This is a genomic window from Trichocoleus sp. AS-A1 (genome assembly GCF_039962015.1).
GTDB lineage: Bacteria > Cyanobacteriota > Cyanobacteriia > Cyanobacteriales > FACHB-T130 > FACHB-T130.
In genome coordinates this window covers 20,496-45,531 of record NZ_JAMPKG010000022.1, presented here as the reverse complement: position 1 = coordinate 45,531, position 25,036 = coordinate 20,496, and the positions used below count along the sequence as shown (strand labels likewise).

Annotated in this window: 17 protein-coding genes and 1 tRNA gene; 11 read left to right on the top strand and 7 right to left on the bottom strand. The window is 45.8% G+C overall.

Translation table 11 applies throughout. The features are described 5' to 3' along the window. Window positions 1-304 precede the first annotated feature (304 nt). From NC994_RS17395 to NC994_RS17385, 3 genes are all read left to right on the top strand, one after another. A complete protein-coding gene (locus tag NC994_RS17395; RefSeq protein ID WP_190430438.1) occupies window positions 305-2,611 on the top strand; it encodes an ATP-binding protein in 2,307 nt (768 codons plus the stop codon). Continuing rightward, on the top strand, window positions 2,556-3,002 hold the full coding sequence (locus NC994_RS17390; RefSeq protein ID WP_190412061.1) for a response regulator: 447 nt from the start codon (window positions 2,556-2,558) through the stop codon (window positions 3,000-3,002). Before NC994_RS17395 ends, NC994_RS17390 begins: the two co-directional genes overlap by 56 nt. Before the next feature lie 81 nt (window positions 3,003-3,083). Next, the gene (locus NC994_RS17385) at window positions 3,084-4,256 is read left to right on the top strand and encodes a hybrid sensor histidine kinase/response regulator (RefSeq protein WP_190438794.1); all 1,173 of its coding nucleotides are present in this window, start codon (window positions 3,084-3,086) and stop codon (window positions 4,254-4,256) included. 288 nt (window positions 4,257-4,544) lie between these two features. Here NC994_RS17385 and NC994_RS17380 read toward each other — a convergent pair whose 3' ends face one another. Next, the gene (locus NC994_RS17380) at window positions 4,545-4,679 is read right to left on the bottom strand and encodes a hypothetical protein (RefSeq protein ID WP_277878866.1); all 135 of its coding nucleotides are present in this window, start codon (window positions 4,677-4,679) and stop codon (window positions 4,545-4,547) included. Between NC994_RS17380 and NC994_RS17375 the strand changes: the two genes are divergently transcribed. The 5 genes from NC994_RS17375 to NC994_RS17355 all read left to right on the top strand — a co-directional run bounded on the left by NC994_RS17375 (window position 4,679) and on the right by NC994_RS17355 (window position 10,669). After that, on the top strand, window positions 4,679-5,608 hold the full coding sequence (locus tag NC994_RS17375) for a hypothetical protein (RefSeq protein ID WP_190438791.1): 930 nt from the start codon (window positions 4,679-4,681) through the stop codon (window positions 5,606-5,608). The two genes, NC994_RS17380 and NC994_RS17375, sit on opposite strands and share 1 nt — an antisense overlap. 99 nt (window positions 5,609-5,707) lie before the next feature. Next, window positions 5,708-8,218, top strand: coding sequence for an ATP-dependent DNA helicase RecG (gene recG, locus NC994_RS17370; protein ID WP_190438788.1), 2,511 nt, complete (start codon window positions 5,708-5,710; stop codon window positions 8,216-8,218). Window positions 8,219-8,306: 88 nt separating this feature from the next. Further along, window positions 8,307-8,378, top strand: a tRNA-Val gene (locus tag NC994_RS17365). A 462-nt stretch (window positions 8,379-8,840) separates the two neighbouring features. After that, window positions 8,841-9,614, top strand: a complete 774-nt coding sequence (locus tag NC994_RS17360; RefSeq protein WP_190438785.1) for an ABC transporter permease — start codon at window positions 8,841-8,843, stop codon at window positions 9,612-9,614. 164 nt (window positions 9,615-9,778) lie between these two features. Then, on the top strand, window positions 9,779-10,669 hold the full coding sequence (locus tag NC994_RS17355) for an ATP-binding cassette domain-containing protein (RefSeq protein ID WP_190438871.1): 891 nt from the start codon (window positions 9,779-9,781) through the stop codon (window positions 10,667-10,669). Here the strand turns inward: NC994_RS17355 and NC994_RS17350 are convergent. Both NC994_RS17350 and NC994_RS17345 read right to left on the bottom strand, forming a co-directional pair. Then, window positions 10,666-11,271, bottom strand: coding sequence for a hypothetical protein (locus NC994_RS17350; protein WP_190438781.1), 606 nt, complete (start codon window positions 11,269-11,271; stop codon window positions 10,666-10,668). The two genes, NC994_RS17355 and NC994_RS17350, sit on opposite strands and share 4 nt — an antisense overlap. A gap of 241 nt (window positions 11,272-11,512) precedes the next feature. Beyond that, window positions 11,513-12,472: an aldo/keto reductase gene (locus tag NC994_RS17345; RefSeq protein ID WP_190438778.1), complete on the bottom strand. Its 960-nt coding sequence runs from the start codon at window positions 12,470-12,472 to the stop codon at window positions 11,513-11,515. A gap of 166 nt (window positions 12,473-12,638) precedes the next feature. Here NC994_RS17345 and NC994_RS17340 point away from each other — a divergent pair, with 166 nt between their 5' ends. Continuing rightward, complete coding sequence (locus NC994_RS17340) at window positions 12,639-13,223, top strand: DUF1802 family protein (protein ID WP_190438775.1); 585 nt, start codon at window positions 12,639-12,641, stop codon at window positions 13,221-13,223. Between the two features lie 138 nt (window positions 13,224-13,361). On the opposite strand, the gene NC994_RS17335 is transcribed toward NC994_RS17340, so the two are convergent. After that, window positions 13,362-16,961 carry a PAS domain S-box protein gene (locus NC994_RS17335; protein ID WP_199299735.1) on the bottom strand — a complete coding sequence of 1,200 codons (3,600 nt, stop codon included), beginning with the start codon at window positions 16,959-16,961 and terminating at the stop codon, window positions 13,362-13,364. Window positions 16,962-18,177: 1,216 nt separating this feature from the next. On the opposite strand from NC994_RS17335, the gene NC994_RS17330 reads away from it, so the two are divergent. After that, a complete protein-coding gene (locus NC994_RS17330; RefSeq protein WP_190438769.1) occupies window positions 18,178-18,426 on the top strand; it encodes a hypothetical protein in 249 nt (82 codons plus the stop codon). A 170-nt stretch (window positions 18,427-18,596) separates the two neighbouring features. Here the strand turns inward: NC994_RS17330 and NC994_RS17325 are convergent, their stop codons facing one another. Together NC994_RS17325 and NC994_RS17320 are read right to left on the bottom strand one after the other, a co-directional pair. Further along, window positions 18,597-19,559 carry a PrsW family intramembrane metalloprotease gene (locus NC994_RS17325; protein WP_190438768.1) on the bottom strand — a complete coding sequence of 321 codons (963 nt, stop codon included), beginning with the start codon at window positions 19,557-19,559 and terminating at the stop codon, window positions 18,597-18,599. 41 nt (window positions 19,560-19,600) lie between these two features. Next, the gene (locus tag NC994_RS17320) at window positions 19,601-20,485 is read right to left on the bottom strand and encodes a ChaN family lipoprotein (RefSeq protein WP_190438766.1); all 885 of its coding nucleotides are present in this window, start codon (window positions 20,483-20,485) and stop codon (window positions 19,601-19,603) included. A 150-nt stretch (window positions 20,486-20,635) separates the two neighbouring features. Between NC994_RS17320 and NC994_RS17315 the strand changes: the two genes are divergently transcribed. Continuing rightward, the gene (locus tag NC994_RS17315; protein ID WP_190438764.1) at window positions 20,636-21,016 is read left to right on the top strand and encodes a hypothetical protein; all 381 of its coding nucleotides are present in this window, start codon (window positions 20,636-20,638) and stop codon (window positions 21,014-21,016) included. On the opposite strand, the gene NC994_RS17310 is transcribed toward NC994_RS17315, so the two are convergent. Then, window positions 21,013-25,026 carry a CHAT domain-containing tetratricopeptide repeat protein gene (locus NC994_RS17310; protein WP_190438763.1) on the bottom strand — a complete coding sequence of 1,338 codons (4,014 nt, stop codon included), beginning with the start codon at window positions 25,024-25,026 and terminating at the stop codon, window positions 21,013-21,015. The genes NC994_RS17315 and NC994_RS17310 overlap by 4 nt on opposite strands. Between the last annotated feature and the right edge of the window lie 10 nt (window positions 25,027-25,036).

Sequence of the window (25,036 nt, the reverse complement as noted above, 5' to 3'; positions counted from 1 at the left end):
TGGAATTCTTAACATCCTCCTTAGGAGTGTTGCCTCGATCCTTGTGCTAGACTTTTGAGCGCGAGCAGATTAAGGGGACACTGCGAAACACCGTTGAGGAGTGCAAACTCACTAGAAAAGTAACGAAATTTTTCAGCCCCTAAATAGACAAGCATTGTATCTTGGAGTTCAGGATCGAGCTGACTATTTGCCAGTAATACAGCGCTACGAAAGGGACATTTAGCTGGTGCGGGAAATCCTTTTAGGGTATTCAATCCTATAGATAATCTACTTCTGATAGTTCCAGAAAAAAGGAAGGATCATAATGGAAATCAATTTACAAGTGCCAGGGATTAATATAACTAGCTTGAAAGAAGCACCCATTCATAATGCTAGTAAAGTTCAGCCTCACGGAATAATTTTCGTTCTCGCAGAACCTGAGTTAACAATATTACAAGTTAGCAGCAATATATCCACAGTTTTCGGAATCTCCCCCGAAAATATGCTGCAAAAGAAATTAGAAGAAGTTCTCGACCCGTTCCAAGTAGACAGAATTAAAGCAGGACTATTAGAAGAAAATCTTGATTTTATCAACCCTATCAAGATTTGGGCTAGAAGAAAAGGCGATGAGTATTTAGTCTTTGATGGCATTTTCCACCGGAATGCAGATGGATTTTTAATTTTGGAATTAGAACCTGCGATTTCCCAAGAAAACATCCCCTTCTTAAGCTTTTATCATCTAGCCAGAGCCTCTATCAACCAGTTAGAAAAAACATCAACTCTGGGTGACTTTTGTCAAATCATTGTGAAAGAGGTGCGAAAAGTCACCGGATTTGACAGGGTGATGCTATATAAGTTTGATGACGATGGGCATGGATCTGTCCTCGCTGAAGAAAAACTAGAAAGTATGGAGCCTTACTTAGGTCTCCACTTCCCAGAATCAGATATTCCTAAACCAGCTAGAAAGTTATTTACCTCGAATTGGATCAGGTTAATCCCGGATGCCACTTCTCAATCTGCTGAACTTTTTCCGATTCTTAATCCAGTTAATCAGCGTCCGCTTGATTTAACGAACTCTATTCTCAGAAGCGCGTCTCCTTGTCATATCCAGTACTTGCACAATATGGGTGTGGGTGCTTCTCTGACAATTTCTTTGATGAAAGAGCAAAAACTTTGGGGACTGATTGCTTGCCATCATCAGTCCCCCAAGTATGTTTCTTATGAGCTGCGAAAAGCTTGCGAATTCTTGGGGCGCGTCATCTTTTCAGAAATCTCAACCAGAGAAGAAACTGAAGATTACGGCTATCGCATGAAGCTGGCATATATCCAATCAGCCTTGGTTGAATATATGTCTCAAGAAGAAAACTTTATTGATGGTTTAGTTAAACACCAACCGAATCTGCTGGAGCTTGCTAACGCTAAAGGTGCTGCCGTGTGCTTTGGCGGGGATTGCACGATGGTTGGTGAGACTCCCACAGAAGAAGAACTCAACTTTTTAGTCCAATGGCTAAAGAATAACGTCGAGGAAGAAGTCTTCTATAGCGATTCCTTACCTCAGATTTATCCAGATGCAGAAAGTTTCAAAAACGTTGCCAGTGGCTTATTAGCGATTCCGATTTCTAAGAATAACTATGTTTTGTGGTTTCGACCGGAAGTAATTCAAACCGTGAATTGGGGTGGCGACCCAAATAAGGCGTTTGAAGTAAACCAGTCAGAGGGAAATATTCGTCTGTGTCCTCGCAAATCATTTGATCTGTGGAAAGAAACGGTTCGCTTAACGTCTTTACCCTGGAAACAGGTAGAAATTAAAGCTGCACTTGAACTCAGAAAGGCAATTATTAACATTGTGCTGCGCCAAGCTGATGAACTTGCCCAATTAGCTCAAGATTTAGAACGTTCCAATGCTGAGCTGAAAAAGTTTGCTTACGTCGCCTCCCATGACTTGCAAGAGCCACTCAATCAGGTAGCGAACTACGTACAACTTTTGGAGATGCGCTATCTAGAGCAACTCGACGAAGACGCGAAGGAATTCATTGGCTTCACTGTTGAGGGAGTCAGCTTAATGCAGACGCTAATTGATGACGTGCTGGCATACTCTAAGGTGGATATGCAGGCTATCGAGTTTGAAATGACAGGGGTGGACACGGCTTTAGACCGCGCCTTGGCTAATTTGCGAGGACGCATCTCGGAAACGGGAGCTGCGATCGCTCACGATCCCTTGCCGACGGTTATGGCAGATAGCACCCAGTTGATGCAACTGTTCCAGAACCTGATTGGCAATGCTATCAAGTTCCGCAGCGAGCAACCGCCAGAAATCCATGTAGGAGCTTCTCGACTAGAGGATGCGTGGCTATTCTCAGTACGGGATAACGGGATTGGCATCGATCCGCAGTTTAGCGATCGCATTTTTGTTATCTTTCAGCGTTTGCATACGCGGGATGAGTATCAAGGTACAGGAATGGGTTTAGCAATTTGCAAAAAGATTGTTGAGTGTCACCGAGGGCGCATCTGGGTCGAGTCCCAATTAGGTCAGGGTGCAACATTCTACTTTACGATTCCAGTAGGGGGACGCGATCGTGAGCGTAGAAACGGAAGAAAACCACAAAACAATCTTTTTAGTCGAGGACAATAAAGCCGATATCCGCTTAATCCAAGAAGCCTTAAAAAATAGCTCGCTTCCACACCAAGTCGTGACAGTCAGGGATGGTGTGGATGCAATGGCTTTCTTGCGCCAAGAGGGCGAGTATGCTGATGCACCTCGCCCTGACCTGATTCTGCTGGATTTGAACTTGCCGAAGAAGGATGGTCGAGAAGTCTTGGCGGAAATTAAAGCCGACCCCAAGCTGAAACGCATCCCAGTAGTAGTGCTGACAACTTCTAAAAATGAAGATGATATTTTCCACAGCTATGACTTGCACGTAAATTGCTACATCACCAAATCCCGCAACCTCAGCCAGCTCTTTAAAATTGTTAAAGGAATTGAAGAGTTTTGGCTGGAAACTGTTACCCTGCCATCGGAATGATGACAAGAAATTTTCGTATCTTGTTAAAATGCAAGCAGTTGCCGAGCGGGAACAGGAGGGGAGGGGAGATCCCAGAAAATTATGCCTGGAAGCTCAATAAAAATCTTGTTGATTGAGGATAACTTGGCAGAAGCCAGATTCCTGCAAGAGCTTCTGAAACAAGCCAAGTTCAAACAGTTTAGTCTGGTGCATGTCAAACGATTGAGGGAAGCGCTCAATCGACTCAATGAAGATTGCTTTGATGTAATTTTGTTGGATCTGACCCTACCTGACAGTGAAGGTTTGTGTTCTCTAGCTCCCCTAAACAGCCACGCTTCTGGCTTACCGATTGTTGTGCTGACAAATACGAATGACGATGAATTAGCGATAGAAGCAGTCCGACAGGGGGCACAAGATTATCTGGTTAAGCGCCAAGTTAATGTAGAGGTGCTAGTGCGCTCTTTGTGCTATGCAATTGAGCGAAAGCAGGTTTCGGAAACATTACGAACAGTTAATGAGGCGTTAGAAATCCGAGTTCAGGAACGAACGGCTGAGCTAGTGAAAGCCAAAGAAATCAATCAGTCTAAATCTGAATTTGTTTCTATGCTTTCTCACGATTTCCGCAATCCCCTGAATAGGATTCTCCTTTCTGCTGGATTGCTCCAAGACTACGATCAAAAACTGAGCGATGAGAAAAAAAATACTCATCTCAAACTGATTCGTTCAGCAATTAAAAATCTGGCTCAGCTATTAGATGAAATTACGTTTATCGGGAAAGCTGATTCAGGGCAACTTCAGTGCCAACTGATTCCCCTTGATTTGAAATCATTCTGTCACAAATTGGTCGAAGAGTTGCAACTCTTTACACTTGACAAATATCAACTTATTTTCACTTGTCAAGAGGACTTGGGAGAGGCGTTATGGGATGAAACCCTACTGCGGCATATTTTAGATAATTTACTCGCTAACGCGATTAAGTATTCACCGGAAGGCGGCACAGTGCGTTTTGAACTAAGAAGCCACGAGAAAACAGTCATCTTTCAGATTCAAGATCAAGGAATTGGCATTCCCAAAGAAGATCAACCTCGGCTGTTTCATCCTTTCAATCGTGCTAGAAACGTCGGCACAATTCCTGGCACTGGGTTGGGATTAGCGATGGTCAAAAAGTGTGTGGAGGCACATGGGGGCGAGATTTCAATGATGAGTGAAGTCGGAGTCGGCACGAGTTTTACGGTGACGCTGCCGTTGATTGGAGAAGCAGCGTTATCAGAATAGAGGCGGCTAAATCGGTGAATTTCAGCGAACCGACAGGGAGGGAAATGGAGAATCGGTAGCTTTTTTGCCACGCCCTGACACTACTGCCTATCTATCGGATACCGTTTCACGAATAAATTATCACAAAGGCGATCGCTTTAAAGCTCTTTAGGTAGGCATTTCAAAGGTTATAGGGGAGTAGGGTATCGGCGGCAAGGAGAGGGGCGATTAGAGGCTCTTTGATACCAGGGAAGTGGTTTAGGGCCGATCTCAAAGTTAGTTCTACATCGCGTTATTATGAGTCGTTAGTCAATAGGGATTCGTCTGTTGCTTCTGACCGATAGACGAATAACCGAATGACCGAATGACGAGGAATCGGTATTCTAAAGTAGGGAAGTACATCTGTACGCCCGTACCGTCCCGATTGACAGATGTAAGCAGCAATGGCGAGAAGAGTAGAGGAAATTGAGCGGGATATGGCAGCGCTGGAAGAAGCAATCAAAGCGATCGCTATAGAATTCCACGATACCTACAACGATTATCTGACTGCCTTAGGACAAGCCATGCGGCAGCAGTTGATCGTGGCGAGTTATTATCTTTGCACCCAAGTCTATCCGGAAGCGTTTCTGAGTCTGTCTCTTAGAGAACGACAACAATTGCAACAGAACCTTCAGCAACAGGCAAGGCTTGCTCAACCCCAACTGCGAAACCTTGAAAGAAGCCGTCCCGCTGAAACATCGCGCGGGGAACTATCCCAAGAACCCTCTCAAGAAGAGGATTTCCCTACCCCGACTGATGACTTAGCCATCGAGATGCTAGCACCACAAGAAACTCTCGACACCCCAAGTCTCAATAGCGATCGCGATCGCTCAACCAGTCGCTTTACCTTTTCTAACGTCCCGACAAACAACCCAGAGGATTTGGCTCGATGGCAGGAAGCGGTGGAAAACGCCATGAGCGAAACCTTGCTCGCTCTTTCTTGCCAAAGCAATCGTCTACTACAGGAAGTGGGGATATTACCGAAAAACTTTCCGGAAGCTGTTCTGGAAGCTGCTGTTAGAGCGGAGCCATCTGGTGAGCCTGTGGTGGGACGCCCCAATCTTTTAAAATTTGTGGTTCAAATAGAAAATGAGCCGGTAGAAACGTCAAATCTCCCGACTTTACAAAACTCTCCTTTAATACCGATTATCGCCATCCATCTGCGGTTATCTGAGATTGAATTTGCTGATTCAACGGTAATGGCAGGACGCAACCAGATTCGGACCCTCAGCGGACGGCTTAGCACCCTGCGCCGAGAATTTCAGAAAAAGCAACGAGAGCGCACTGTGGCTGCGGCAGAAGCGGCTTGGCGTGCCTGTTGGTTTGAAGAATAATGGGAATCGTCGTGAGGATTGACAATATCCGGGTGAGGACGGCTATTGGCGGGTAATCAGCCATTCGCTACTAGCAATTAACAAAAAAGGGGAGAGAAGATGCAAATAGAATCACCGGATTGGCTGCGATTGCAGAAAGCCCTTTCAGTCGAGGCAGAACGGGGCTTTACGGACTTAATGGGGAAACAATATCGCTTCAGTGAATTCTTAAGCCTAGAGTTCGGAAAAACCCCATCTTTTTTGCCGCTGATAGAGCGACATCGGTGGCAAGAGATGGCGTCTCAGTTTGCCCGTTACCCGAACCTCACCCTCTCCCAGCGACAACACTTGGTCTTGGAAACGCGCCGATTTCTCCATCAGATGCAACAAGTCATGGAGAGGCAAGCGCGATCGCGATCGCATCAGCGAAATGAAGACAATCAGCAGCAAGTAGAGACAATTAAATCGCCCCCATCCCCCGATACTCAAGCCCCGCGCACCACGCCCCTCGTCCAGTCCAACGCAGCGATTTCTCTTGACCAACCGCTGACCAGTTTGCCAGATGTGGGAGTTAGAAAAGGCGGGTATTTAGCCAAGCTGGATCTCCATACGGTGCGGGATATCCTCTTTTATTACCCCCGCGACCACATTGACTATGCGCGTCAGGTGAATATCTCTGAGCTGGAATCGGGTGAAACGGTGACATTGATAGGAACGGTGAAGCGCTGTACCTGCTTTAGTAGCCCAAAAAACAAGAAATTAACCATAATGCAGGTGGTGCTGAAAGATCGCACGGGTCAAATCAGCCTCAGCCGCTTTTTTGCCGGTTCTCGCTACAGCAATCGCGGCTGGCAAGAAGGGATAAAAAATCGATATCCCCAAGGCGCAGTCGTGGCGGCTTCTGGCTTGGTGAAAAAAAGTCAATATGGTCTGACTTTGGACGATCCACAACTGGAAGTTTTGGCAAACCCTGGAGACCCGATTGACTCCCACACCATTGGTCGAGTCGTGCCGGTGTATCCCCTAACAGAGGGCGTAGCGGCAGATATGGTAAGACAGGCGGTCATTGCTGCTCTCCCCGCCGCCACCCATCTGAAAGATCCTTTACCCGCGGTTTTACGCGATGGGTATGGATTGATGAAGTTGTCGGATGCGATCGCAAACATCCATTTTCCTGCCGACAGTGCCGCCAAGGAAGCCGCCCGTCGCCGTTTAGTCTTCGATGAGTTTTTCTACCTTCAGCTGGGTTTCCTCCTCCGTCGCCAAGCCCAACGCCAAAAGCAGTCCAGCGCTATCTTGGCTCCCAGAGGGAAGCTGATTGAACAATTCCACCAAGTTTTACCCTTTCGATTAACGGGTGCCCAACAGCGGGTACTGAACGACATCCTCAACGATTTGCAATCATCCACTCCGATGAATCGGTTGGTGCAAGGCGATGTCGGTTCTGGTAAAACTGTCGTAGCAGTCATTGCTATCCTCGCCGCGATTCAATCCGGCTACCAAGCGGCGCTGATGGCTCCCACTGAAGTTTTGGCAGAACAGCACTATCGCAAGTTAGTCAGTTGGTTCAATCTTCTGTACTTGCCCGTAGAACTGCTGACAGGTTCCACCAAAACTGCCAAACGCCGCCAAATTCATGCCCATCTAGAAACCGGCGAACTGCCTCTATTAGTAGGGACTCATGCTCTGATTCAAGAGAAAGTGAATTTTCATAAGCTGGGGTTAGTAGTGATTGACGAACAGCACCGCTTTGGAGTGGAACAGCGGGCGCTGTTGCAGCAAAAAGGCGAACAACCCCATGTATTAACCATGACCGCCACGCCAATTCCTCGCACCTTGGCGCTGACGGTTCATGGGGATTTGGATGTGAGCCAGATTGATGAGATGCCACCGGGTCGGCAAGCAATTCATACGACCGTACTCACGGGCAAAGAACGCACCAATGCCTACGATCTCATCTGCCGCGAAGTTGCTCAAGGGCGTCAAGCATATATCGTCTTGCCCCTGATTGAAGAATCGGAAAAGTTAGATGTGCGTTCGGCAGTGGAGGAGCATCAGCGCCTCTCAGAAAGTGTTTTCCCTCAGTTCCAAGTCGGATTGCTGCACGGTCGCATGACTTCAGCGGAAAAAGATGAGGCAATTACCCGATTCCGCGATAATCAAACGCAAATCATTGTTTCCACCACGGTGATTGAAGTGGGCGTGGATGTGCCGAATGCAACGGTGATGATGATTGAGAATGCCGAACGCTTTGGCTTATCGCAGTTACACCAGTTGCGGGGGCGCGTTGGTCGCGGTGCCGCTCAATCTTTCTGTCTTCTGATGAGCAGCACCAAAACCGCAGATGCTCGTTACCGCCTCAATGTATTAGAACAATCCCAAGACGGCTTTTTTATTGCGGAGATGGATATGCGGCTGCGCGGTCCCGGTCAAGTGCTGGGAACTCGCCAGTCTGGGGTGCCAGATTTTGCCTTGGCGAGTTTGGTAGAAGATCAGGAAGTATTGAATATCGCGCGGGATGCCGCCGAGAGAGTGATGGCACAAGATGCCAACTTAGAGCGATCGCCCTTATTAAAAGCTGAATTAGACTATCGTTACCAGCGCTTAATGGGCGGGGCAATCTTAACATGATTGACCGCGATCGCTGATTCAAATAACTGCTTCCTTTCTCTAGAAGGGTTGTTGGCTGTGAATGCCTGTGATAAACTTAAAAACCTAAGGGCGATTAGCACAGTGGTAGCGCACTTCCTTCACACGGAAGGGGTCACTGGTTCAAATCCAGTATCGCCCATTTAACAAATGTACAATGACTAATTATTTGTCATCAGTGACAGGTTGTTGTATCTGAGACGAATTATATGTCATCAAGACAAATGAATATCATTGTTGCAAGAACACTATCTATCTAGATAGTGTGATGTAGAATTCTGACTGCTATCCCATCCCAAATAGCGAAAGGGTTTTCAGGCTTGAGTCGATTTTTCTCTACCTAACGTTGTCAAAGCAGCATCGGCACAAGCTAAGCTAGCCAACCTAGCCACCTACCACTACAACACTCATCATCGATTTGAAGTCGCGGCAAGTCTAGCGTCTGTTGTTGAAAAACTGTGGGCAGAGGCTTGGGAAAGCGAGAGTGTTTTAATATCCTAGCAGCAGCGATCCGAACATATTAAGTAGTTGTGCGTCTACAGATACGTTGCGAAAAAGCGTACCTTAATAATTGACTTATCTGGTATTGGGGTAACTTCTCACCATGAAATACGGGCGTGAAACGCTGGCAGTTTGCCAGCGAATTTTGATTGAATTATTACGACGGCGACGCAGCCTGATTTTTTGGTGTATTTTTCCAGTCTCTGTTTTGCTGATTAATGGGGTTATTCTGGCAGAAAATGCCAAGTTGTCTATGGCTGAGGCTTTTGAAAAGGCTGCTCCCTCAACACTGGTGGGTGCCGCACTATTTTTTAGTTGCTTGGGTGGTAGTGTAGCAACTGTGGTTGCAGAGCGAGAACAGCAAACCCTCAAACGTCTTTTTATCTCACCGCTCAGCGGAACGTCTTATTTCTTAGGAATTTTCCTAGCTCACAGCTGCATTGGTGTCGGTCAAGCCATTTTAGTCTACACGATTGCTGCTTTTTGGAATGCTCAGTTTCAGGGTTCTATTCTGTTAGGAATCCTGATTATTTTTTTGAGTATTATTTCCTATGTTGGGGTTGGGTTTATTCTCGGTACGCAGTTTGCTCGTCGCACAGAGGATGTCAATGCTTTGGTGGCAGCATTTGGGGTGCCTTTATTAATTTTAGGAGGTGCCTTTTTACCGACCTCGCTGTTTTCAAAGACACTGTTAAAAATTGCTAAATTTAATCCAATTTATCACATGAATGAAGCCCTAATCGGCGTATCTGCTGATGGCAGTGGACTGGGAGAAATTGCATCTCACTTTTGGTTTTTATGCGTGTTTGCAATTTTAATGGTTGTAGGAGGATGGCTGTCCTACCAGCGGATGTTGAGTCTTGAAAGGAGGCTGTAATTTTTTAAAATAGGGATGTATATATACTTTTTAACGTGGAGTTACGCTAAGCTTTACGCAAAAGCCAGCAAAGTTTAATTTTATTCTTAGCGTATTTGACGAGTTTTTTGCTACATTCCGTGTTTAAAGAATATCGTTCAGCTTGTAATCAATTAGGGAATATTGTGCTACGAATTGAGAAGCTAAATAAATCTTACGGAACACGAGCTGTTTTACAGGAATTAACGCTGCATATCCCCCCTGGAGAAATTTACGGTTTACTGGGACCCAATGGAGCAGGAAAAACCACAACGATTAATATAATTTGTAATTTATTACGGGCGGATAGTGGAGAAATTAAGATTAACAACCAACCTGTCTCAAACGCAACAAAAAATCTGATAGGGGTTGCACCGCAAGAAAATTTACTTTACAAAACCCTAAGTTGTGAAGAAAATCTACATTTCTTTGCTCGGATTTATGGCTTAACAAATCAGCAGCGGCGTCAACAGGTAGAAGCAAGTTTAGTGGCTGTTAATTTATTAGATAGAGCAAAAAGTCCGGTGGAAACGTTGAGTGGTGGAATGCAGCGGCGGTTAAACATTGCGGTTGCTTTGGTACATCAGCCTAAGCTGATCGTTCTGGATGAACCTACGACTGGGTTGGATATTGAAGCGCGTTACGAAATTTGGGAGTTAATTCGGAATCTGAAAAATCAGGGGATTACAATTCTGCTCACAACTCATTTGTTAGATGAAGCCGAACGCCTTTGTCAAAAAATCGGGATTCTTAAAGGGGGTAGTATTTTGGCGGAGGGCAGTTTAACAGAACTGCGAAAATTAGTGCCAGCAGTGGAAGTTGTGGTGGTGGAGACGCCGGAGGAGGAGCAAGCGATCGCTCGCGCTAAAAAATATAATTTCACTCCTCGGCGTTATGGGAATGACCTAGCTTTTTGGCTACCAGAACATCTAGAACTGAAGGAAATTATCTCCTGTTTTGATGGAATTCCTCTCGATTCGATTGCGCGGCAACCTGTACGCTTAGAGCATATTTATGTTGAGGTGACGCAGGGTTAAGAATTGCGCGATCGCAATATCTCTCCGTAACAGACAAACCAAAAATAAAGTGCAATATTAATTTCGCTGAACAACTTTGGCACACCCTCTAGCAAGACGGGAACTGCATCGCCGCTTAACTTTAGCGAATCTACAGCGATCGCGCTAAACAATAACCCGATACCACTGAGTAGCAGAATGTAGGGCGTTGATTGTATTTTCTGTCTGAAGGCTAATCCGTATCCCAAGGTCGCTATCGCATATACGACGATGGTTATCAGCTTGGGAATCCCTGCTCTCAAAAGAATAATGTGAATCCGAAAAATTTCGTTGACGAGAAAACCTCCGGTTATAAGTGCCGAATACAGGATAAATGAATTTCGGGTTTGTTTTGGTTGAATCGTCCTCAGCAAGCCAAAACTAAAAGTGCAAACAATGGGCGGTACCGCACATAATAATTGGAATGTATGAGTTAACAAACCCGTATTTGGATCGGCTGGGGCAAGTGGCGGCTCGAATAGTATTCCTGCTGGAGAACCCAAGAATTGGGTATAGACAATCAAAGCAATAACTGCTAGCAAAGAGAAACTATTGACCCAAAAAGCAGAGCGGTAACTTGCCATAATTTAACTAGAAACGCTATCTCTTCAATAGAGATACACGCTTCGCGCCAGCAGTTACGAATTATTGCTGTAAGAATCAGCTAATGGTTCGCCACAAGCAATTTTATATGTTTCAATCTGCTAATTAAATAAGAGAAAATAGGAGAAAGCTGCCGCGATCGCTACTGTCGGCTCATCCCGATACAGCACTTTCACGGCTGACTCCCTAAAATTCTGATGCGAAAAATTCTCTGCGTTCCGATCACCAATTCCACATGACGGGGCTATCGTCTAGACGAGCGGTGACAATCCGCCCAATTGCATCAATTTCCTGCAATTCATCAGTCGATAGTTTAATATCACCCGCTTTAGCGTTGTCTATGACTTGTTGGGTATTTCTCGCACCCGCGATCGCATTCGTTTGCGGTTGGGCAATTAACCACGCCAATGCCAGTTGAGCAAGGCTACACTGATGGCGTTCGGCAATCGGGCGCAATTTGTCTAAAGATTGCTGAGCGCGTTGGTAGTTCTCCCCTTGAAAAAGCTTATTTTTGGCGCGATTATCCGCTGGATCGAATTGATGATCGGAACCGAATTTTCCAGTTAATAATCCTTGAGCGAGAGACGAATAAGCAAGAATTGAAATCTTGTTTTCAACGCAGTAAGGCATGGCATCCTTCTCCACCCAACGCCAAAATAGGGAATAAGGCGGTTGCAAACTATCAATGCGTCCATACTGGGCGGCTTCTTCCAATTGGGCGCGGGAGAAATTAGAAACGCCAATTGCCCGAATTTTACCTTGTTCCTTCAGATGGTTGAGGGCGCTCATGGTTTCTTCAATAGGGACTATTTCGCTTTTGAACACCCCAGAGGGCCAGTGAATTTGGTATAGGTCGATATAGTCGGTTTTTAGGTTTTTGAGAGAGCGATCGCACGCTTCAATCACTTGGTCATACTTGAGATGATTGGCAAACACCTTGGTTGCATAAACCGCTTGCTCGCGCACATCTGATAGCGCTTGGGCGACAATCTGCTCAGAATGCCCCTCGCCGTAGACTTCAGCGGTGTCAACTGTAGTGATACCGGCATCAAATGCCACCCGGATTGCTTTTATCGTGTCGGCGTCTTCAATTCCCACCCACATCCTTTTGCCAGCTTGCCATGTACCCATGACAATTGGAGAGATTTGAATGTCAGAAGTGCCTAAGTGTCGTTTTTCCATGCGTCAATCCTGGTTTATCGGCTTCTGTCTTCATATTAGGCAACACTTGGGGGAAGGGGATGCGATCGCTTGCTTCGTTTTCAACATCAAATCAGCATCAAAGTAACAATGTTAACTGACCTGTCGTGTGGTCGCTGTTAGCCTGGAATTAGAATATCCGAGACTTATGCAATCTACGACGACCACCAAAACCACGCCTCACGCCCTCAAAGAATGGGCGGTTGCTGTCGATGCCTTAGAACAAGGCAAAACGATTATGCTGCTACGCAAAGGCGGCATCCGCGAGGAAAACAACCGCTTCACCGTTGCCGAAACAGAAGTTTTGCTCTACCCAACTTATGAACATCAACAGCCCGATTTGCTAAAAGCGGAATATTCCAATCTGGTGCAACCCGTCGCCTCCGGTTGGCATCCAGAAACCATCCGAATCGGTGCTTGGGCTGAAATTACTGATATTTTGCCTGTGAGTGAAGAATCAGCGGTGAGAGGGCTGCTACCGTACCATATTTGGAACGAGCAATTTGTCAGCGATCGCCTCAAATGGAAGCCGCGTCAGCCGATTTATGTGCTGCTACTACGCACTTACAAACTGATTCAAGCGCAGATTATCGCTTACCGCCCGGAATATGGAGGTTGCAAGTCGTGGATCGATCTTGCAAGCGCGATCGCAATTGAGGATGCAAAACCTGTTTTAGATGATGCAGAATATGCCCAGCAAATCACAACAATTCGGCAAATAGCTAATTGGTGAGAGGTATTCCATTATCCGCTATGTCAAATCTGGCTAATTCGCCGTAATTCTCCGGAACCCCACCCCGCCATCTCCTGCGGCTCCGGCTCCCCTCCTCGCAAGCGGGGTGGGGTTCTTTTATTATGGAAACCGGACAGATTACCCATTACCAGACATCGGGTGTGTCAGCGGTAACTCTAAAGTAAACGTTATCTCTTCAGAAGCACTCCTGACTCGAAGAATGCCGCCTAAATGTTGGGTGAGTTTCTGCACCAGCGCTAATCCTAAACCAGTTCCGCCCTGCTTCCAGCGATCGGCACGGGGAATGCGGTAGAACTTGTCAAAAATGCGGGGTAGCTCATCAGGCGGAATCTCGACCCCAGAGTTGCTCACCTTGATTTGCATCATTGCCGAAGCGGCACGGACTGTTACTGTAATGCGTTCTCCTGGTGGGGTATACTTGCACGCATTATTGAGCAACTCTGTCAAAATTCGCTCCACACTGGCTAATTCCGAGACTAGGGTGGGCAAGTTTGAGGGAATATCAACCTGTAAGATTTGTTCGCGTTCCTGTATGCGGGAGCGAAAGGATTCAATAATATTCGGCAACCACTCTGGTAGATCGATTGCCGTGGCAAGAAAGCTGGGATAAGACGCAGCTGCTAGCCGTTGCAAGTCTAGAAGGTCATTGATTAGCTCAGTTTCTCGGTTGCACTCTGTTTGCAATATTTGTAGATAGCGCTGAGAGCGATCGCCTGTCGGAGAAACCTTGAGCATTTGGATCGCCATTTTCATATTGGCGATAGGAGTCCGCAATTCGTGGGAAACCGTACTGAGGAAGTCATCTTTGAGTTGATTGAGTTTCTCCAGTTCCTGCACTTGGGTAAGGGATGTTTGATAAAGTCGGGCTTGACGAATTGCGATCGCGCATTGATTGGCTACCTGTTTGACCAGCCGAATCTCCAGATTGTTAAAGGTATAATCTGGGTGATGGAATAACCACAAATCCCCCAGGACTCCTTGATCGTCGAACATCGGACAAGCTAACATCGATGCCTGACCGTGGATAGAGTTGCCAGAGAAGGAACACAATTGAAAATGCTTCCCTTGCCGGAGGGGTCGATAAATTTCCGGAAAAGAAGCCATTTGCAAGACGCGACCCTTCGAGGAAGGCATTGAGGCGGCGTATTCGTAGCAAATCGTGGCAGTTTCTTGTTCCAAGTTGTAGAGCGAAGCATGGCAGCTGCTCATGTTGAAAGAGAGTGCCAACTCCCTAACCGCTGCTTGCAAAATTTGGCTTTCGTCCAGACTATCGCGGACTTTGTCTGTGATGCGTTTCAGCACCGCATCAAAGCCGAGTGCTTTTTGCAACTGGGTGGTACGTTTTTGCACTTGGCGTTCCAGATTGGAGTTCATCTGTTGCACCTGCTTAAACAGTGCCGCTTGCTCAATGGCGATCGCTAACTGATTCGCCAATGAAGTGAGTAAGTCAATTTCTAATTGCTGCCACTGTCGGGGTTGCGAACACTCATGGACACAAAGCAACCCCCACAGTATAGGCGCGGGGGAAGTGGTGCAAAACACCGCATTCGCTCCCGTATTTTCCGCGACGGTGAAGATTTCGTCCCTGCCTCTTTGCAAAATCGGGACTATCAAAGTCGCTCTGACTTGAATCTCAGCCAGTAGGTCAAAATGATATTTATCTAAATCTGCGGTATGAATATCTTCTATCGCGGTGATTTCCCCTTGTTGGTGGCGCTGGACATAAATGTCTCCTAGTGGTTTTGAGATGGTGCTTCCCTGGAGAGACTTACACCCAGAACCGACCGATTCCATCATCACGACTCCACTCCAGTCTGGCTGGAAACGGTAAACGATTACCCGGTCGGTCTGGAGCAATTCTCGGACTTCAGTGACGGTCGTACTGAGAATCTCGTCTAAGTCTAAAGATTGGCGAATGCGTTGAGCGATCGCTGCTACCAATCGCTGTCGTTCAGTCTGCTGCGTTAAAGCGAATTGTGCGAGCTTCTGTTTGGTGATATCCAGAGTAGTGCCAATCATCCGCACCGCTGTGCCTGTTTCGTTGCACAGCAACTGGCTTTTTGTCATCATCCAACGAATGCTGCTATCAGGCCAGACAATGCGAAATTCCTGTTCGTAGCCCTGATTTTCTTCCAAGGCACGAATTGCTGCTTGCTGTACGGATTCGCGGTCTTCCAGATGAATGTATCCAAGGAAGGCGTCATAGGTTTTCTCAAAGCTACCTGGAGTCAAACCAAATAGCTTTTCATTGTTGTCAGTCCAGGTCACTTGATTCGTGAGGATGTTCCAGTCCCAAATGCCCATTTGTGCAGCTTCCAGAGCTAGTCTCAATCGCTCCTCACTTTGTTGCAGTGCCTCTTCTGCTTGCTTGCGTTTCGTGATATCGAATCGAATTGCTAAATATTGGAACGGTTTTGCTTGGTCATTTAGAAACGGCACAATCGTAGTATCGACCCAGTAACAAGTGCCATCCTTCGCTCTATTTTTAATTTCCCCTTGCCAAATTTTTCCGTCAGAAATCGTTGCCCAAAGATTTTGAAAGAATTCTTTTGAATGGAATCCAGAATTGATCAAACGATGACTTTGTCCAATCAATTCTTCTCTGGCATATTTAGAGATTTGACAAAACTTATCATTAACATAGTTAATCGTTCCCTTCTCGTCAGTTGCTACTGCGATCGCCGCTTTATCTAAAGCAAACTTGATGTCTGATAATTCCTTCAAAGATTTTTCTAATGCCTGTTCAGCTTGCTTACGTTCGTCAATATTTTCAATAACCGAAATGAAATACTTCGGCTCACCCGTTGGTTCCCGTACCAGCGATACAGTCAAATTAATCCAAACTTGAGAGCCATCTTTGCGGATGGAGCGCTTCTCGATGGAATAGGTCTGAATCTCTGATGCCAACATTTGGCGGACGTGTTCAAGATCCGCATTCAAATCGTCGGGGTGAGTAATATCCTGAAAAGTGCGCTCTCGCAGTTCCTCTGGCGTGTAACCCACAATATCGCAGAGTTTTTGATTAACCAGTAACCACTGCCCGTCGATGCTGACGTGAGCGATGCCAACAGCAGCTTGGTTAAATGTTGCCTGGAAGAACCTGTCGCTTTCTGTGCGTGCCTCTTGCACTTGCCTACGGTTGCTGATATCGGTGAATATGCCGATTGCACCCTGAAATTGACCATTTTCGCCAAAGAGGGGACTGGTTCTAGCGAATACCCACCACTCTCGATCGTTTTTGCAACGCCAACGCCACTCATGCTGTTCTTGGGTTCCTTGCTGCATCCGCTGGTAATACGAGTGTGCTTCAGCAAGGTCTTCCTCAAAGAGGAAATCAAATGCAGAACGACCCTGAATTTCCTCACTTGAATAGCCGAGCATTTTGGCGGTTTGCTGGTTAACGTATGTCGTTTTTCCCTCAGCATCGATTATCCAAATGCCTTCACCCGTCGCATCCAGAACTCGCCGATACATCTGTTCGTTTTGGCGCAGCAGTGCCTCAGTTTGTTGGCGCTGATTGATTTCATGTTGCAATTGTTCGTTAGCTTGCGCCAGTTCCGCAGTCCGGTTTCTTACCCGCTTTTCCAACTCTTCATCAGCTTCGTGCAACTTCGCCTCTGTTTGCTGACACCGGGTTAATGCAGCTTGCAACGCTTCTTTGGCTTTGAGAAGCTTTAGAGTTTGTGCTTTAAGCCGCATATCAAACTCTCTAGACATTCTGCGTTTTAATCTGCTCATCATAACTAGCCGCGTTGCAAAGTACAGTGCTACGATTAGCTTCTTCTATCTTCTTCAGTTACGAATGCGATCGCTCATAAGTTTTCTGGACTGTAGAAGACCTTTAAGAAGCTACGCTCACCATTTTCCCGCTTCTTCCATCTTCAAGGCAGGGGATGCCGCGTATACCGACATAGGTTGTGCGATCGCAATCTCCTTTTGCCTAAAAGACATTTGCCTACTTTGATATGCTATAACTTTCTCCTTGAACAAGGACTTACTACCGACAGACCAGCATCAGTCGGGCATTTTGTCCGATTCCCCAGGCATGGTTTTGTGCCTAGATTTATTAGAGCCTATATAGATCCTATAGAGTTTTAGAAGGATTACACGTTCCCGTTTTTGCGAATTTGGCAATCATCTACGCGGTTTTTTCATAACTTCCTATCAATTTTATGTTTCATATTTTACTGAATACATCTTGCTTGTTATATATTTACACCGATTAAGTGCATTGCCGCATTTGCTGATGCGAGAGCTAAGTCAAAGGGAATTCACCCGATTGGCTAAGACTCAACTGTGCTACCGAGACAATGTTCCCCAAAAAAAGCGACTGGCAACGACCTTTGAGCAAAAGTAATTATAGCCATAGGTCAAAGACCTTGGGGGAGTGGCGTGAAGAATTTGTCTCAATCGGTTGGCAACGACCTTTGAGCAAAAGTAATTATAGCCATAGGTCAAAGACCTTGGGGGAGTGGCGTGAAGAATTTGTCTCAATCGGTTCGGCGTCAAAGCGATCGCATTGATGTTGAGTTAAGAATGAATGCTACTAGACAACTTATTCCACAATTGGCGCTATATACAACTAGGCTAAGTTACCAGTTTCTATTAGCTATTTTGCATAAATTGTCAAGAAAAAAGTGATAAGTTTTATAACTACATTGCGCGAGCTTGATTGGAGCAAAAATTTTGTGAGTTCTTTAGAGGTATGTTATTGTAAACGATTAATAAATCCAACTTTACTTGGAGCAGCAGTTCATCCTAAGAGATTTTCCGGTCAAATCAAGTCGAGCGACTTTGAGCCGTCTTAGCAACTCTTAGTTGAGCTGTATAGACAGCTATTGTTAAAGGATGTTAAAGGAAGCTTCCTCCAAGCATTTACCCCAAGAAAATCTGCTCAAGGGTTCACCCCTTTTTTTGAGAAAGGAGTTTTCTGATGCCTAAAAAAATGTCCTGGTTGCCTAAGTCTGCGACGGATGATGAGAAGATTTTGTATTTGCAAAATCAACCCAATGAACCCTGGCGACCTTACACAGCCTTTCCGCAATACGCTGTACCCGACTACCGCGAACCAGGAATTTCTAGGGGTTGGGCAACTTACCAAAAGTTAATCCGGACAGGCTGGACTTTGGTTCCTAGTGAGAAGGCGCAGGAATTTTCTATTATAAATTCAGAGCAAAGCTGATAAAAAATACCAGCAAGCAAAGAAAATTAACAATATCAAGTGTAGAAATGCTTGCTACCCATAAGTCTCTGGAGACCGTTTTTGCTAATGCAGCGTTGATTGATATCTAAAACATTTCTTAGCTCCCAATCCTAGAAAAATTGAGAAACAAGAAAAAGTTGCACAGGGCGTTAATTTCTGAATTGTTTTAATTGTTTGCGGAGTAGGGCGATTTCGGTACTGTTACCGCTTTCTTCGCCCATTTTAAATAATTGAAATTTCTTTTGAGCCAACTCGGCTGCGGTTTGAATGAAAGCGCGTTGTTGTTTGGGTGCTACGCGCAACCGCGCGAGGGTGTTGGAACGCCTGTTACAGAGTGCTTCGTAGTCAGCAGATGAAATTACAGTTGGAACTTCGTCGCTAAGGTATGTTTTAAGCATTTTGCGATCGCGATCGGCAGCGACAAACCCTAAAACAATCATTAAAGCTGCCAGGAACCCGTAATTCCACAAAGCGATCGCTAGGGTCGCACCACCGCTGGCTTTTGCTAAAATCAGTGCGCCATTGTGGATTAAATGGGCACTCATCGCCGCAATCAACCCGCCAGAGATTAGCAGTATTTTCGTAAACAGGTTATGCCGATGGCGTGCCAAACCAAAGCCGATGCCGGTGAGGGCTGTCCAAAAGCCGTGCATGAAGCCCAAGACGATGACACGTAGCACCAGCAGCTGTCCCCATTCTTCCCACGTCTTTGTGCCCTGCAAGTAGAGGATATTTTCTACATAGGCAAATCCGAAACCCGCCATCGCCCCATAGACAATCCCATCTACCCAGCCATCAAATTCTCTGCGATACCACAGGTAAATAATTGCTACAGCAGCGCCTTTGAGGATTTCTTCGGTGACTGGCGCATTGACGGCAGTGGTGATGAATTGACCCCCAAGACTTTCTGCACCAAATATCAGTTGGATGGGTACGTTTAGAATTAATTGCACAATGATGCCACCCACCACTGCTGGCAGCGCCCCCCACAAAAATGCCGCAATCAGGTAGCGTGTCGGTTCTTTCTCAAACCGATCGATGCTAATCACGATGCGGATGTAAATAAATGTAGGAATCGCTATTAGAATGGCTGTGATTAAGAATCTATCCATAGAGAGAGCTTTAATTTATTCGTTTATAACTTATTGCTCAGTCACTTGTCTGGTACTGTTACCCAAAAGTAATCAGCGATCGCTTTATCAGTTTGTGCAGGCTCGTCTACCGTAGGATTGAGTAAAATCGAGCGTTGGACTATTTTATTGCCCAAGCGTCGAGCAACACGGCTGGGAATTCCATAGCCGTAGACTATATGAGCTTGTCCAGCCAGCACGACGACTTGATAATCTGGATGGGTTTTTAGAAACTGCGCGATCGCATCTGCCATTGTTTCATCCCACAGCACTTGGGCAGTGAAAAATCGCTCAAAGTTGGCACTGGAACCATGACCCGCGACTTGATGTTGTTGAAAAGCCTGTTGTACCATTTGGCGATATTCAGGATTATCGGTACGGATTTCAGCATCTGGTGGAATATAGCGCCGTTCCGCTGCTGTCAGGCTTTCTAATCCTTTTCGGGCAACTTTGCGGGTGACTTCGCTGGGAGTATTCAAGGCTAAGACAGGCAGTTTCTTTTCCTTAGCAAAACCCAAAATTGGGGCGTAATATTCCCAAGAAAAACCCCAGCGTTTTTTATATTCGCTTTGTTCGATTAGCTGAGTTTCTGTTATCTTCCCCGCCAGATAGCGATCGAGTACGCCTTGATAGGGACGCTGGAACATCTCCATTGCAATGGCAATTTTCCGATTTCGTCGATAGAGTTCCTGAATTATCTCCAGTTGAGCTTGGTGATCTTCAGGGCTATCGTGACTTTCCCCTAAATAAATGACGTTAACCTTTGCGAGTTGTTGCAAAACTTCTGGTGCAGTATAGCTTTGCTGCGTTTGAGGGCTGGAGATTGTTTGGGAATAAGCAGGCAAGGCACAGAGGAGGAAAATAAACAGCGACCAAGCGTAGAATTGGGTGAATGAGTATTTTTTCATTAAAGATATTGTGGTAGGAGAGCGCGGAGTGTCACCGTTTGGGCTAGAACGCGCTCGCATTCCCCACGCAAAGCCGTAGAGCTTCTGGCAGAATAGTTATAACTACTCACCTGAATCTTTCCCCATTGGGCTAGATGCAAGCATAACTTTATGACTATTGTTACACCAGAAGAAATTGCAAAGTTTCGGTTTGAATTGGCAAATAATCCAGAAGCCCTGACAGCCCTTGATGTGCTTGAGGAGTGTGAAGGCGATTTAGAATATGCAGCTGAAACTGTAGCAATTGAGTCAGGAGAATTACAGGACGATCTGGGTGACGAAGACCCGAATGCGCCTAGCTGGTTAGAAAAATCAGCCCAGAAATTGCGTCCTCATATTTGTACGCAAGCTTTTAGAGAAGTATTGACTCAGGGTTTTGCTGGTGCATTGGGTTCGTTAATAGCCGTCGCTGCGTACCCAGCCGTACCACTAACACTGGTAGTTATTTACATAACTAGGAAAAATCTGGACGAGTTTTGTAAGGATTGCTAAACGCCGATCGCGGTGAAGCCAGCCCAGTAACGAGGTTCAGCAAAAGGAAACGGCTTACGGTTACGTGCGCCATTCTGAGGAGCGTCAATATAAAGCCTGTGTTCCTTTTTGGGTAGTTGGTCAAAGATTTGAGTGATTTGGGGTTTGAGGCGTTTCAATTCGGTGTCAAGCTTCGCTGAGTCCAGTTTCCGGAGCCATTGTTGTGCCTCGTTGAGAGCAGTAACCGTTGATAAAGTTTCTAGGTTTTCAAAGAACCGGATTAGTAACAAGGTAGTGGCGAGTTGATCTACTTCCCAGAGGCTACTGACCATACTGGGACTACCTGCCAACAGAAAGCCAAAAGGTAAGCCGATATATTCATCGGTGGTGCTAGATTCTGTCAATCCAGTCTCGCAGGCGGAGAGGGTGACAAGGCGACATTGGCTGAGGTTAAGAGCTAAGATTTCCAGCAGTGTCAAACGTTCTTTATTTGCCAAGATGAGGGCTGATTCTAGGGGTGAATCGGGTTCAAACTTGCCGTGACAGCCGAAATGGACGCAGTTGGCAAGGCTGAGTTGTTGGTTTTGAATTGCTCTCTTGTTAGCATCATCTTTCGCCAAGAAATCATTAGATTTGAATCGGTAGCGGATATTGGCGGATTGAAGCTCAAGTAAGTAGCGGTCTTTGGTCGGATTGGCAATGGCGAACAGGTGAGAAAATTCAGGGCGATCGCGTTTTTGGGCAAGTTGCAAGAGTTGGCAACTGGGGGCGTATCGCACGCCATCGGGGAAGCAGTCGAGAAGACGATATCCATCAGGAGGACGATCGTCTAGTTCGCTGTTTTGGGCTAGCGACTGTCGTTTAAGCACTACAGCATCCCCAACAGGCAAAGCATGGAGAGGGAACAGGTGCAACCAACGATGAGGTATTAAAATTAATTGGGTGATGTGTCGGGGAATCCGAGCGACAATCTCATCGATATGCAGTATTGTTGATAATTCTGCTAGTTGGTTGTTCAATTCACTAAGCCATTGAGCTTTTTGCTTTGTGTAGCTATGCCGATAATTTTCTGCCCATTTTTCTAGTTCTTCTCTATCCGTAATGGGTGAATACCAAGGGATAGGCTGTGGGTTGTTGTGAGTGATAAGGAAGGTGTAGAATAATTGGTCGGTGATGTACCATTTTAAAATCGCAGTGCGGTCGTTTAAGAGAGCTTGGATATCGGAAAATTGGATAGCTTTAACCTCTTGGGTAAGGTTGAAGTTGCGATCGAAATTATTGATTTGCTCTAAAACTTCTGTTAACTCTTGCTGTAAATTATTGAGTTTGTTACGAGTTGAATTTGATGCTGTTGAATCACCGAGCGGGGGTTGGTTTCTTGCTAAGGTTTCCCCGTTTAACGTTCGCAAAGATGCAATATTTCTGGTTCCGTCAAAATCTTCGAGTTGTCGCTGTACTGCTGGAATTTCCCGACGCAAGCAATCGAGTTTGGCGATCGTTTCTGGGGGAACGTTGCCTTTAGGGTAGACATCGCGATTTGCTAAGAGTTCGACTAAGTTCCGGGCTTTACTCCGTTCAACGTATTCAACTGCTTGGTCTAAATAGCCCAGCATTATGCAAACTTCCACCATGCTTTGATATAGACTGTTCCATTCTTCTGCGAGTTTTTGCTTATCATCTTCTCTACCAGAGCCTTTGACGATCTCACCGCGTAGGGATTCTACGGTGTCAATAGCGGCAGCAAAAGCATTGTAAGCATCTGGAAACTCTAGGGCGGCTTGGTAGGCAAAACCAAGGTTTTTTTGAGTTTCTGCATAGTATTGAGGAAAAGCTTCGTGGGTATGTACATTCAAAGCAGCTAAGTAACACTTAATAGCTGCTTTCAAATTGTCTGTCCTCTCTCCTCGGATGCGGTTACCATAGGCACCACCTAGATTATTCTGGGTAGTAGCCCATTCGTTAGGGAAAGTTGATGGGGTATATACTTCTAAGGCATCTGAAAAACAGGAAATTGCCGCTTCCAAATTCTCTGCTCTGTTCCCCTCAGTTCGTTTAATATAAGTACCGCCCAGACAGTTTTGAGTCATAGCCCATCGTTCGGAAAAGGCTTCACAGGTGTATATTTGTAGAACAGCTTTAAAACAGCGAATAGCCTCCTCTAAATTTTCGGATGGTTTCCCCAGGATGCGATCGCGGTAGGCATTTCCCAGATTATGTTTGGTTTCTGCCCATTGTTCGGGAAAGGCTTCGGGGGTGCGTACTTCCAACGCAGCTAAGTAACACTTGATAGCTGCTTCTAAATTCTCTGCCTTTTCCCCTCGAATTCGGACACGATAGACAGCACCAAGACAGGTTTGGGTGTTAGCCCATTCTACAGGGGAGGCTTCGGGGGTGCGTACCTCCAAGGCAGCTAAGTGACACTTGATAGCCGCTTCTAAATTTTCTGCTCTTTCCCCATAAATGCGATCGCTATAGGTATTCCCCAGATTGTGTTGACTCCTAGCCCAGTCAAAGGGGAAGGCTTCACGAGTGTATATCTCCAATGCAGCTAAGTGATAGTTGATAGCTGCTTCCAAATTCTCTGCTAATTCTCCCAGGATACGTTGATCGTAGGTACTACCAAGACTACTTTGAGCCATAGCCCATTCTTCGGGAAAGGCTTCACGAGTGCAGACTTCCAAAATAGCTTGAAAACAATGGATCGCCTTTTCCAAATTCTCTGCCCTTTCCTCCCTCATGTGGCTGTACACAATGCCTAGATTATTTTGAAGTTTTGCCCATTCTTGAGGGAAGACTTCACGGGTGCGTACTTCCAAAGCAGCTTCAAAACAGCGGATAGCTGCTTCCAAGTTTTCTGCCTTTTTTCCGTGGATGCGATCGCTGTAAACAGCACCCAGGTTAAGTTGAGTATTAACCCAGTTTTCGGGATCGGCTTGGGTGATTACTTCCAATGCAGCTAAGTAACACTTGATAGCCGCTTCCAAGTTTTCTGCCTTTTCCCCTAGAGTTCGCTTAGTGTAGATAACGCCTAGATTGTTTTGAATCTCTGCCCATTTTTCAGGAAAAGCTTCGCGGGTGTATACTTCTAAGGCAGCTAAGTAACACTCGATAGTCGCTTCTAAATTTTCAGTCCGCTCCCCTAAAATACGATTTCTGTATCTATTACCCAGTTTATTTTGGGTCATAGCCCATTTTATAGGAAAGGTTTCGTGGGTAAATACATTCAATGCATTTGAGTAATACTTGATACACTCTTCTAAGTTTCCTGCCCGTTCTCCCAAAGAGCGTTTATTGTAAAGATTTCCTAGATTGTATAAAGTATTTCCCCACTCTTCAGGGAAGTCTTTGCTAGTGTCTATCTGCAACGCTGCTAAGAAACACTTGATAGCCGTTTCGCAATTCTCTGCTTGATCTCCCCGAATGGGATCGCTGTAAGCAAGACCCAGATTATATTGGATTATTGCCCAATCTTTAGGAAAAACTTCACGAGTAAGGAGTGTGGCAGCTACTTCGTAGCCAGCAATAAAAATTTCCAGTTTGCTAGCCGAGTCTCCCATTGGAAAGCGATCGATTAGGGCGCTGCAATCCATAATAACGTTTGCCATAATCTGTGCTTTTTCAGGCTCCACTTTTGGCAATCTAGCACCCAAGTTACGCAACGCTTGAGCAAAGTTATCATCCAGTTTGTCCAAGTTAGCTTGAAACAGTTGATATAAAAATTGGCGATTGCGGTTGCTTTGTACGAGCGCCTGCAATACTTCCAATAAGAAATTGAAATAGGCTTCTGGAGTTGTAGCCGATGACGAGTTGTTTATCATCTCAAGCAGATTTACTGCTAAATTACGCAACCAATTAGCGGAATTGCGATCGCCCTTCTGTTCCAGCACCTTTGCCACCTGTGCCATCGCCTGCACCAAGCCTTCATCAATCAACTCCGGATAGGCATTCAAAACCTCTGGTTCCTGACCGTTGGGACAGTTAAGTAAGGTTTCGATGAGTTGGAGATAAGCGTTGGTGCGTTGTTGGCTCACAGAGCTACGT

Bases quoted from the DNA above. Each gene is read 5' to 3' on its own strand.
- NC994_RS17335 (WP_199299735.1), bottom strand. From the start codon at position 16,961: ATGTCTAGAGAGTTTGATATGCGGCTTAAAGCACAAACTCTAAAGCTT.
- NC994_RS17315 (WP_190438764.1), top strand. From the start codon at position 20,636: ATGACTATTGTTACACCAGAAGAAATTGCAAAGTTTCGGTTTGAATTG.
- NC994_RS17395 (WP_190430438.1), top strand. From the start codon at position 305: ATGGAAATCAATTTACAAGTGCCAGGGATTAATATAACTAGCTTGAAA.
- NC994_RS17345 (WP_190438778.1), bottom strand. From the start codon at position 12,472: ATGGAAAAACGACACTTAGGCACTTCTGACATTCAAATCTCTCCAATT.
- recG (WP_190438788.1), top strand. From the start codon at position 5,708: ATGCAAATAGAATCACCGGATTGGCTGCGATTGCAGAAAGCCCTTTCA.
- NC994_RS17340 (WP_190438775.1), top strand. From the start codon at position 12,639: ATGCAATCTACGACGACCACCAAAACCACGCCTCACGCCCTCAAAGAA.
- NC994_RS17325 (WP_190438768.1), bottom strand. From the start codon at position 19,559: ATGGATAGATTCTTAATCACAGCCATTCTAATAGCGATTCCTACATTT.
- NC994_RS17375 (WP_190438791.1), top strand. From the start codon at position 4,679: ATGGCGAGAAGAGTAGAGGAAATTGAGCGGGATATGGCAGCGCTGGAA.
- NC994_RS17350 (WP_190438781.1), bottom strand. From the start codon at position 11,271: ATGGCAAGTTACCGCTCTGCTTTTTGGGTCAATAGTTTCTCTTTGCTA.
- NC994_RS17385 (WP_190438794.1), top strand. From the start codon at position 3,084: ATGCCTGGAAGCTCAATAAAAATCTTGTTGATTGAGGATAACTTGGCA.
- NC994_RS17320 (WP_190438766.1), bottom strand. From the start codon at position 20,485: ATGAAAAAATACTCATTCACCCAATTCTACGCTTGGTCGCTGTTTATT.
- NC994_RS17330 (WP_190438769.1), top strand. From the start codon at position 18,178: ATGCCTAAAAAAATGTCCTGGTTGCCTAAGTCTGCGACGGATGATGAG.
- NC994_RS17360 (WP_190438785.1), top strand. From the start codon at position 8,841: ATGAAATACGGGCGTGAAACGCTGGCAGTTTGCCAGCGAATTTTGATT.